The organism is Streptomyces sp. NPDC058877 (assembly GCF_042742855.1).
Lineage (GTDB): Bacteria > Actinomycetota > Actinomycetes > Streptomycetales > Streptomycetaceae > Streptomyces.
Genome location: NZ_JBHYMF010000224.1, coordinates 1 through 10,168, shown reverse-complemented (window position 1 = coordinate 10,168; position 10,168 = coordinate 1). Strand labels below are relative to the sequence as shown.

Sequence of the window (10,168 nt, the reverse complement as noted above, 5' to 3'; positions counted from 1 at the left end):
CCGGCTTCGCCGCGCCCTTCGCCCACGCGGAGGGGGGCGACCGGATGCTTCGGCGGCTCATCGACCGCATGTCGTTGGAGGAGAAGGTCGGCCAGCTGTTCGTGATGCGGGTCTACGGCCACTCCGCCACCGCCCCCGACCAGGCCGACATCGACGCCAACCTCGCGGAGATCGGCGTGCGCACCGCCGCGGAGCTGGTCGAGCGCTACCACGTCGGCGGAATCATCTACTTCTCCTGGGCCCACAACACCCGCGCGCCCCAGCAGATCGCCGAGCTCTCCAACGGCATCCAACGAGCCGCACTGGCACGACCCGTCCCGGTGCCGGTACTCATCTCCACCGACCAGGAGCACGGCATCGTCTGCCGGGTCGGCGAGCCCGCCACCCTGTTGCCGGGGGCGATGGCCCTCGGCGCCGGGGGGTCCCGCGCGGACGCCCGCACGGCCGCTCGGATCGCGGGCGGCGAACTCGCCGCCGTCGGCATCCGGCAGAACTACGCACCGGTCGCGGACGTGAACGTCAACCCGGCCAACCCGGTCATCGGCGTCCGCTCCTTCGGCTCCGATCCGCACGCGGTCGCCGGTCTGGTCGCCGCCCAGGTGCAGGGGTACCAGCGGGCCGGGGTCGCCGCCACCGCGAAGCACTTCCCGGGGCACGGCGACACCGCCGTCGACAGCCACCACGGCCTGCCGACGATCACCCACACCCGGGAACAGTGGGCCGAGCTCGACGCCCCGCCGTTCCGTGCGGCGATCGAGGCCGGAATCGACTCGATCATGACCGCACACATCGTGGTCCCCGCACTCGACCCCAGCGAGGACCCGGCGACGCTCTCCCGGCCGATCCTCACCGGCATCCTGCGCGAACACCTCGGCTACGACGGGGTGGTGGTCACCGACTCCCTCGCCATGGAGGGGGTGCGCACCAAGTACGGCGACGAGCGGGTCCCGGTCCTGGCCCTGCTCGCGGGGGCCGACCAGCTGCTCAACCCGCCGAAGCTGGACGTGGCCTGGAACGCGGTCCTGGCGGCCGTCCGGGGCGGCGAGCTGACGGAGGAACGGCTCGACGCGTCGGTCCTGCGGATCCTGCGGCTCAAGGCGAAGTCGGGACTCCTCCGGCAGCCGTACGTGACCCGGGCGGGCGTCGACCGGGTCGTCGGCACCGCCGCACACCTCGACCGGGCGGACCGGATCGCCGAGGCCACCACCACGCTCCTGCACAACGAGGACGGTTTCCTGCCGCTGGGCCCGGCCTCGCACGGCTCGGTCCTCGTCGTCGGCGCGGATCCGGCCTCGCCGTCCGGGACGACGGGCCCGCCGACCACGACGCTCGCGACCGCCCTGACGGAACTGGGCTTCGCCGCGACCGCGCTCTCCACCGGGATCAGCCCGACCTCCGCGAAGATCGAGGAGGCGGTGGCGGCGGCCACCGGCAGGGACGTGGTCGTGGTGGGCACGTACAACCTGTCGGCGGCCAGCCCACAGCGCACACTGGTGGCGCGCCTGGTCGCCACCGGAGTGCCCGTGGTGACGATCGCGATCCGCAACCCGTACGACGTCGCCTGGATCGCCGGCCAGCGGGCGACCCTCGCCGCCTATTCCTGGACCGACGTCGAACTCCGGGCCGCCGCACGGGTCCTGGCCGGTCGGGTCCGCCCCCGCGGGCGCCTCCCGGTGCCGGTGCAGAGCGCGGAGGACCCGACGCGGGTCCTGTACCCGGTGGGGCACGGGCTGTCGTACGACTGATCCGGCGGCGCGGCGGTGGGGCGTCCCGGTCCGTGACCACCGGGACGCCCCGTCGCTCCGGGGGCGTTACGGCCGCAGGCCGTGCTCCCGGGTCGCGTCCTCGTCGACCACCGCGTCGAGACCGGCGTCGAAGCGGGCGAGCGGCTGCGCCGCGTTGACGGCCGGGGCGGGGACCCCGGCCCAGGCCAGGATGCGGGCGGTGGCGTGCTCGCGCTCGGAGTCGACGAGTGCGGCGACGTTCGCGCCGTGGTTGGCGCCCGGCGCCACGTACACGTAGCTGTCGCGGGCCCCCTTGCCGAGGCGGAACTTCTCGGAGCCCCACGGGTCGTTGCCGCCGTAGACGAAGAGCATCTGGTTCGCGTTCCTGCGGACCCAACTGTCGACGTCGCGCATGGCCTGCGGCTTGAACTTCATGGGGATCTCGCGCGGCACGAAGCTGCTGGCCGGCTGGTAGCCGTAGCGGCTCAGGCCGTTCAGGTGCGGCTGCTTGATGGTGGGCGAGCCGAGTTCGGTCGCCGCCTGGTAGTAGTACGGCGTGTAGTACTCCAGGCCCTGGTCGGTGTAGGCGGACCAGCCGGAGTAGGCGTCGATCGTCTCGTAGACGGTGTCGTCGCTCGCGGTCGCCGCCTCCGGGATCCGGTCGCAGACGGCCTCGCCGTAGTACTGCCAGAAGCCCCAGACGAAGTCGAGGACGACCGCCTCGTAGGCCTTGTCGAGCGAACCCACCGTGTTGAAGGTGGCGCCCTCGGACTGGGCCCAGGCCCGGTACTTCTCCTCCAGCGGCTCGCGGCGGACGAGGGCCTCGCGCTGCATGTCGTTCAGGCGGTCGCGGCAGTCCTTCGTCCCGACGGTCTCGAAGAACCGGTCGTAGGCCGAGTCCTCCTTGTTGACCACGTCGTTGGGGGCGACGTAGGCGACGACGCCGTCCATGTCCCTGGGGTAGAAGCGCTCGTAGTACGTGGCGGTCATGCCGCCCTTGGAGGCCCCGGTGGAGAGCCAGTTCTGGCCGTAGATCCGCTTCAGCGCCGTGTAGATGCGGTGCTGGTCGCTGGCCGCCTGCCAGATGTTCAGCTTCGACCAGTCGGCCGGCTGCGGTCGGGACGGCGTGAAGAAGCGGTACTCCATGGAGATCTGGTTGCCGTCGACGATGCGGGTCGGCTCGCTCCGGCTCGGGTTGGTGTTGAGCCCGTAACCGCTGGTCCGGAAGACGGTGGGGCGGTCGGTGCCCTTGTGCAGGACCGAGATGCGCTGCTTGAACGTGCCCGCCCACGGGCGGTGGTGGTCGACCGGCTGCTGGTACTCCAGGACGAAGAAGCGGTAGCCGGCGTACGGCTTCTCCTCGATCAGGCTCATCCCGGGGATCGCCAGGATGCGGTCCTTGATGTCCGCGCTCTGCGAGTCGACGACGGACGTGCTGCGGGTCTCGGCGTCCGCGGCGGTGGCCACGCCGGTCGACCCCACGGTGCCTATGAGCAACGAAAGCGACAGCGCCCACCTCAGCGACTTGCGCATTCACCCTCCCCTTGGTTCACAACGGTGTCGCGAACCTAGCGGGGACAACACACCTACCGCCAGACCTAGTTGATCCTTACGCTTGGACTTTCCTGTGCCTCAGCACAGGATCCAGCCAGTGGCCGTTCCGCGGCCCGCCACCGAACCGGACGCCCGGACGCAGCGGTTGAGGGCGTGGACGGTGACGGGCACCGTCTGCCGGTCGAACCGGCCCGACCGGACGACGGCCCGGCCACCGCGCGGCTGGAGCGAGACGGCCATCGGCCGGCGGGGTCCCGGCCGTTTGGCGACGGTGACGGCGCAGACGTACTGGCGGGTGCGGTAGAGGCGCAGTTCCCCGGTGGGGAAGCTGATCGTCCGGGTGGGGCGGCCCTGGCAGACGGAGGCGGCGTCGGCGGTCCCGCTGCCGGGCCCGGGGAGCAGCAGCAGCGAGAGGGCGGCGAAGAACGGGACGAGGACGCGGGCGAGGACGCGGGCGGGCAGGACGGTGCGGGCGGGGAAGCGGGCGGGCGTCGGACGACGGTCGCACCTTTCGGACCGTTCCATGCTCATGCGTTCCCCTCCCGGGCGAGTCGTCGTACGGCCGTACGACGCACGGTGCCCCGGAATGGTTGCCTCCCCCCGCCCCGGCCCCTCCGCGGTGTCCCGTTCCGCACCCCCGCGGACGGCCGCCCGGAATCCGCCCGGACGCCCCTGTCGTCCGGGCGGCCCCCTCATACCCGCTCGGGCTCCGCCTCCCCGATGAAGGCGCTCCACAGCGCCGCGTACCGGCCGCCGAGGGCGAGGAGTTCCCCGTGGGTGCCGTCCTCCGCGACCCGGCCGTGGTCCATGAGGACCACGCGGTCGGCGCGGGCGGCCGTCGACAACCGGTGGGCGACGATCAGGGTGGTGCGCGGACCGGCGTTCGACGGGAGGCCCGTGCGGCGGCCCGCGAGGCGGTCGGTGGCCTGGTTGACCCGCGCCTCGGTCGCCAGGTCCAGGGCCGCCGTGGCTTCGTCCAGGAGCAGGACGTCCGGGTCGACGAGTTCGGCCCGGGCCAGCGCGATCAGCTGGCGCTGCCCGGCCGAGAGGTTCCGGCCGCGCTCGGCGACCTCGTGGAGGTATCCGCCGTCGAGCGTGGCGATCATGTCGTGCGCGCCGACCGCGCGGGCCGCCGCCTCGACCTCGGCATCGGTCGCCCCGGGGCGGCCGTAGGCGATGGCGTCGCGGATCGTCCCGGCGAAGAGGTACGCCTCCTGGGGGACCACGCCGAGCCGGCGGCGGTACGCGGTGAGGTCGAGGTCCCGCAGGTCGGTGCCGTCGACGGTGACCCGGCCGGCCGTCGGGTCGTAGAACCGGGCGACCAGTTTGACCAGGGTGGACTTGCCTGCGCCGGTCTCGCCGACGAAGGCCACCGTCTGCCCGGCGGGGACGTGCAGGTCGATTCCGGTCAGCGCGGTCTCGGCCCCGTCGGCGCCCTCGCCGCCGTACGCGAAGGACACGCCCTCGAAGGCGATCTCGCCACGCAGTGCGGGCACCTCCCTGGGTGCCTCGGCGGCGGCCGTGGACGTCGGCTCGCGCAGGAGCTCCTGCATCCGCTTCAGTGAGACGGCGGCCTGCTGGTAGCCGTCGAAGACCTGCGAGAGCTGCTGCACGGGGGCGAAGAAGAGGTCGATGTAGAGGAGGTAGGCGACGAGGGCGCCGGTGGTGAGGGTGCCCGCCTCGATCCGGTTCGCGCCGACGATCAGGACGGCGGCGGCGGCGGCCGAGGACAGCAGGGTCACGAACGGGAAGTAGATCGAGATCAGCCACTGGCCCCGGACGCGCGCCTCCCGGTAGGAGTTGCTGCGCTCCGCGAACCGGGCCGCGCCCGAACGCTCGCGGCGGAAGGCCTGCACGATCCGGAGGCCGGAGACCGACTCCTGGAGGTCGGCGTTGACGACGCTGATCCGCTCGCGCGCCAGCTCGTACGCCTTCACGCTCGACCGGCGGAAGTAGTACGTGGCGACGGCGAGGACGGGCAGGGTCGCGAAGACGACCAGGGCGAGCTGGAGGTCGAGCACCAGCAGCGCGACCATGATCCCGAAGAAGGTGACCACCGAGACGAAGGCGGTGACCAGGCCCGTCTGCAGGAAGGTCGACAGGGCGTCGACGTCCGTGGTCATCCGGGTCATGATCCGGCCGGTGAGCTCGCGCTCGTAGTAGTCCAGGCCGAGCCGCTGGAGCTGCGCGAAGATCTTCAGGCGGAGCGCGTAGAGGACCCGCTCGCCGGTGCGGCCGGTCATCCGGGTCTCGGCGGTCTGCGCGACCCACTGCACGAGGACGGTGACCAGGGCCAGCGCGGAGGCCGCCCAGACGGCGCCGATCGCGAGCCGGTTCACGCCCTCGTCGATGCCGTGCCGGATCAGGACCGGCAGCAACAGGCCCGCACCGGCGTCGAGGGCGACCAGCCCGAGGCTGATGAGCAGGGGGAGGCCGAAACCCCGGAGCAGTCGGCGCAGGCCGTAGGAGTCCTCGGGGGACACGGCCCGGGCCTCGTCGACGTCCGGGGTGTCGACGGCCGGCGGCAGGGCCGCGACGGCGGCGAGCAGTTCGGGGGTGGCTCCCCCGTGGCCCTCGGCACGGGAAGCGGCCCCGGGCGCGGACGTGCCGCGGTCGGCGGGGTCCTCCCGCACCCACAGGGCGGGGGTGATGCCCCGCTCGGCGTCGAACTCGGCGTCCCACTCGGCCCGCAGCGTGCGGTCCTCGGGAACCTCCGTCGGGGCGACGTGGCCGGGCGAGACGGCGCCGAGCTCCTCGGGGTCGGTGAGCAGGCGGCGGAAGAGCGCGGAACGCTCCTCCAGTTCGGCGTGGGTGCCGATGTCGGAGAGTCGGCCGTCGTCGAGGACCGCGATGCGGTCGGCGAGGCCGAGGGTGGAGCGGCGGTGCGCGATGAGCAGGGTGGTGCGGCCCGCCATGACCGACTTCAGGGCCTCGTGGATCTCGTGCTCGACCTTGGCGTCGACGGCGGAGGTGGCGTCGTCGAGGACCAGGATCCGGGGGTCGGTGAGGATCGCGCGGGCGAGCGCGACGCGCTGGCGCTGACCGCCGGAGAGGGTGAGTCCGTGCTCGCCGACGGTGGTGTCGTACCCCCGGGGGAGCTCGGCGATGAAGCGGTCCGCCCGGGCGGCGCGGGCGGCGGCCTCGATCTGCTCCCGGGTGGCGTCCGGGACGCCGTACGCGATGTTCGCGGCGACCGTGTCGGAGAAGAGGAAGGAGTCCTCGGGAACGAGGCCGACGGCGGCGCGCAGCGAGTCCTGGGTGAGTTCGCGGACGTCCAGGCCGCCCACCAGGACGGCACCGTGGGTGACGTCGTAGAAGCGCGGGAGGAGCAGCGAGACGGTCGACTTGCCCGAGCCGGAGGCGCCCACGACGGCGACGGTCTCGCCGGGTCGGATCTCCAGGGAGAAGCCGTCGAGGACGGGGCGCTTCGTGCCGGCGGCGTCCTCGTACGCGAAGGAGACGTCGTCGAACTCGACGGCGGCGGGGACCCCGGCGGGCAGCTCCTTGGTGCCGTCCCGGATGACCGGTTCGGTGTCGATGAGTTCGAGGACCCGCTCGACGCCGGCGCGGGCCTGCTGGCCGACGGTGAGGACCATGGCGAGCATCCGGACCGGGCCGACGAGGGAGGCCAGGTACGAGGAGAAGGCGACGAAGGTGCCGAGGGTGATCTGGCCCCGGTAGGCCAACCAGCCGCCGAGGGCGAGGACCGCGACCTGGCCGAGGGCGGGCACGGCCTGGAGGGCAGGGGTGTACTTCGCGTTCAGGCGGATCATCCGCAGCCGACCCGCGAACAGCTTCCGCCCGGCCTCGCGGATCTTGCCGGTCTCCTGCTCCTCCTGGCCGAAGCCCTTGACGACCCGGACGCCGGACACGGCCCCGTCGACCACTCCGGCGACGGCGGCGGCCTGCTGCTGCGCGTGCCAGGTGGCCGGGTGGAGGCGGGTGCGGCTGCGCTTGGCGATGAACCAGAGGGCGGGGGCGACGGCGAGCGCGACGAGGGTGAGCGGGACCGACAGCCAGGCCATGACGGTCAGCGAGATCAGGAAGAGCAGGATGTTCCCGATGGTCATCGGGAGCATGAACAGCAGGCCCTGGATCAGCTGGAGGTCGCTGGTGGCCCGCCCGACGACCTGCCCGGTGGACAGCTCGTCCTGTCGCCGGCCGTCGAGGCGGGTGATGGTGTCGTACATGTCCGTGCGCAGGTCGTGCTGCACGTCGAGGGCGAGCCGGCCGCCGTAGTAGCGGCGGACGTAGGTGAAGGCGTAGACGAGGGCGGCGGCGCCTATGAGGAGGCCGGTCCACACCCCGAGGTCCCGGGTCTTCGTCCCGATGACGTCGTCGATGATCACCTTGGTGACGAGGGGGACCAGGGCGAGCACGGCCATGCCGGCGAGCGAGGACCCGAGCGCGAGCAGTGTGTTCGCCTTGTAGCGCCAGGCGTAGCCGGCGAGTCTGCGCGCCCATCCCTGCTGTTCCTGCCCGACCGCCGCCACCAGTGGCCTCCCGTTCGTCCTGTTCTACCGGAAGGCCCAACACGGCGGACGTTCGTTTTCATCCCCCGCGGCGTCCGGCGTGGCGGACACCGGTCACCCGCGCGCGTGAAGCGCCCTTCCGGGGTAGGAACCCCGGGTCGGATGGCCGCAGGGGAAGGAGAGGTCCGTGGGACAGGTCGAGGACGGGAGGCCGTACCGGTGGGGGCGGCTCTACGCGGCGTTGCGTGCGGGGCAGGGGTTCGCCGCGGTCGGTCGGGTGGTGCCGGTGACGGCCGGGGAGCTCAAGAGGGCGACGGGCAGCCCCCGGGCGGTCTTCGAGGGTTTCCTGCGAACCGCGGGCCTCGACGTGCTGGCCGCCCGGCAGCGGGGCGGGACCGTCGCCGAGGCGGCGGCGGTGGCCTTCGCCGACGTGGCACGGCTGTTACCCCCGGAGCCCATGGCCCGCACCAACCTCACCCGGGCGGAGGCGGAGCACTTCCGCCGGGGGTACGAGGCGCAGCTCGCCGAGTACCGGAAAGCCTGGGAGGGGCTCGTCGGCTGAGGGTGGCGGCCCGCCCGCGCCACGGGCCGGGCGGGCCGTTCCCCGGTCGTCAGAGGTGCGTCGGTTCGAACATCCTCAGGAGGGCAGGGAGCACGACCACCGACGGGCCGGGGGCGGCCAGGGCCTCCGCGAGGTCGGCCGCCAGCCTCTCCGGGGCCGTCAGGACGGCCGGGACGCCGAAGGAGCCGGCGAGGGCGACGAAGTCCGGCCGGGTCAGTTCGGTTCCCGTGGCTTCGCCGAACGCGTCCGTCATGTACTCGCGCAGGATTCCGTAGCCGCCGTCGTCGACGATCAGCCAGGTCACGTCGAGGCCGTACTGCTTCGCCGTGGCCAGCTCCGCGATCGAGTACATCGCACCGCCGTCCCCGGAAACCGCGAGGACCGGCCGGGACGGGTCGGCGACCGCCGCGCCGAGGGCCGCGGGGAAGGCGTATCCCAGGCCGCCGGCGCCCTGCGCGGAGTGCATCGTGTTGGGGAAGCGCGCGTCGAAGGCTGACCAGGCCCAGTACGCCAGGATCGTCATGTCCCAGAAGCTGGGGGCCCGGTCGGGCAGCGCCTCCCGCACGGCGGCCACGATCCGCTGCTCCGGGTCGAGGCCCTGGGCGGCGATCCGGTCCCGGACCTTGGCCAGGACGGCCGAGACCCGCTCGGGCGCGGTCGGGTCCGTGCGCTCCTCGACGGTCTCCAGGAGGGCCTGGAGCGCGAGGCGCGCGTCCGCGTGGATGCCGAGCGCGGGATGGTTGGACTCCAGCTTGCCCGCGTCGGCCTCGATCTGGATCACCCGGCCGCGCGGGGCGAAGGTGTGGTAGTTCGAGGACAGCTCGCCGAGGCCCGAGCCGACGACGAGGAGGACGTCGGCGTCCTCCAGGAAGTCGGTGGTGTGCCGGTCCTCCAGCCAGGACTGCAGCGAGAGCGGGTGCTGCCAGGGGAAGGCCCCCTTGCCGCCGAAGGTGGTGACGACGGGGGCGTCGATCCGCTCGGCGAGCGCCCGGAGCTTGCCGGCGGCGTCGGAGCGCACGACCCCGCCGCCCGCGATGATCACCGGCCGGGCGGCCTTGGCCAGGAGGTCGGCGGCGACCGCCGTCAGCTCGGGGCGCGGCACGGCGGCCACGGGCGTCGCGTCCAGGGCGGTGACCACGGGCAGCGTCGTCTCGGCGAGCAGCACGTCCTGCGGTATCTCCACCCAGACCGGCCCGTGCGGGGCGGTGAGCGCGGATTCCCAGGCGGCGGCGATCGCGGACGGGATCTGGGAGTGCGTCCGGACCGTGTGGACGGACTTCACGACCTCCCGGAAGGAGGCCTGCTGGTCGCGGAGCTCATGGAGGTAGCCGTGCCGGCCGCCGCCGAGGCCGGCGACCGGGATCTGGCTGCCGATCGCGAGGACCGGTGCGGAGGCGGAGGCGGCCTCCTGGAGCGCGGCGAGCGACATCAGCGCTCCGGGGCCGGTGGAGAGCAGCAGCGGGGCCGCCTCGCCGGTGATCCGACCGTAGGCGTCGGCGGCGAAGCCCGCGTTGTTCTCGACGCGGAGGCCGACGTAGCGCAGGTCGGAGCGGCGGAGGGCGTCGAACATGCCGAGGGCGTGCTGGCCGGGGAGCCCGAAGACGGTGGTGGCGCCCAGGCCGCTGAGGGTCTCGATGACGAGGTCGCCGCCGATGCGGCCCTTCGGCGGGTCGAGCGCGGCCTCCGTCTGGGCGACGGTGGGGCGCAGGACCAGGTCGTGGTCGTGGGTCATGGGATCCCTCTGGGCGTGGCTCGGTCGGGGGCGGGCCGGCGGGGCGGGCCGGACCCACCCGTTCCGCCCCGGGGGAGAACGCGTGTCCACGACCCGACGCGGCGCGGGCCGGACGGCGTCCGGC

6 protein-coding genes are annotated in these 10,168 nt (G+C 73.2%); 2 read left to right on the top strand and 4 right to left on the bottom strand.

The window, feature by feature from the left end; genetic code table 11:
• The coding region (locus ACFW2Y_RS31605) for a glycoside hydrolase family 3 protein (protein ID WP_384885929.1) at nt 1-1,745 on the top strand (1,745 nt) is incomplete at its 5' end.
• A gap of 66 nt (nt 1,746-1,811) precedes the next feature.
• Here the strand turns inward: ACFW2Y_RS31605 and ACFW2Y_RS31600 are convergent.
• The 3 genes from ACFW2Y_RS31600 to ACFW2Y_RS31590 form a co-directional block, all read right to left on the bottom strand.
• Nucleotides 1,812-3,257, bottom strand: coding sequence for an aminopeptidase (locus tag ACFW2Y_RS31600; RefSeq protein ID WP_384885928.1), 1,446 nt, complete (start codon nt 3,255-3,257; stop codon nt 1,812-1,814).
• 99 nt (nt 3,258-3,356) lie between these two features.
• Nucleotides 3,357-3,809 carry a hypothetical protein gene (locus tag ACFW2Y_RS31595; RefSeq protein ID WP_384885926.1) on the bottom strand — a complete coding sequence of 151 codons (453 nt, stop codon included), beginning with the start codon at nt 3,807-3,809 and terminating at the stop codon, nt 3,357-3,359.
• Nucleotides 3,810-3,970: 161 nt separating this feature from the next.
• Nucleotides 3,971-7,771 carry an ABC transporter ATP-binding protein gene (locus ACFW2Y_RS31590; RefSeq protein ID WP_384885924.1) on the bottom strand — a complete coding sequence of 1,267 codons (3,801 nt, stop codon included), beginning with the start codon at nt 7,769-7,771 and terminating at the stop codon, nt 3,971-3,973.
• A gap of 166 nt (nt 7,772-7,937) precedes the next feature.
• Here ACFW2Y_RS31590 and ACFW2Y_RS31585 point away from each other — a divergent pair, with 166 nt between their 5' ends.
• Nucleotides 7,938-8,312: a hypothetical protein gene (locus tag ACFW2Y_RS31585; protein WP_384885922.1), complete on the top strand. Its 375-nt coding sequence runs from the start codon at nt 7,938-7,940 to the stop codon at nt 8,310-8,312.
• A gap of 49 nt (nt 8,313-8,361) precedes the next feature.
• Here ACFW2Y_RS31585 and ACFW2Y_RS31580 read toward each other — a convergent pair whose 3' ends face one another.
• On the bottom strand, nt 8,362-10,044 hold the full coding sequence (locus ACFW2Y_RS31580) for a thiamine pyrophosphate-binding protein (protein ID WP_384885920.1): 1,683 nt from the start codon (nt 10,042-10,044) through the stop codon (nt 8,362-8,364).
• Between the last annotated feature and the right edge of the window lie 124 nt (nt 10,045-10,168).

Coding starts and splice junctions, on each gene's coding strand:
- ACFW2Y_RS31600 (WP_384885928.1), bottom strand. CDS start 3,257: ATGCGCAAGTCGCTGAGGTGGGCGCTGTCGCTTTCGTTGCTCATAGGC.
- ACFW2Y_RS31595 (WP_384885926.1), bottom strand. CDS start 3,809: ATGAGCATGGAACGGTCCGAAAGGTGCGACCGTCGTCCGACGCCCGCC.
- ACFW2Y_RS31580 (WP_384885920.1), bottom strand. CDS start 10,044: ATGACCCACGACCACGACCTGGTCCTGCGCCCCACCGTCGCCCAGACG.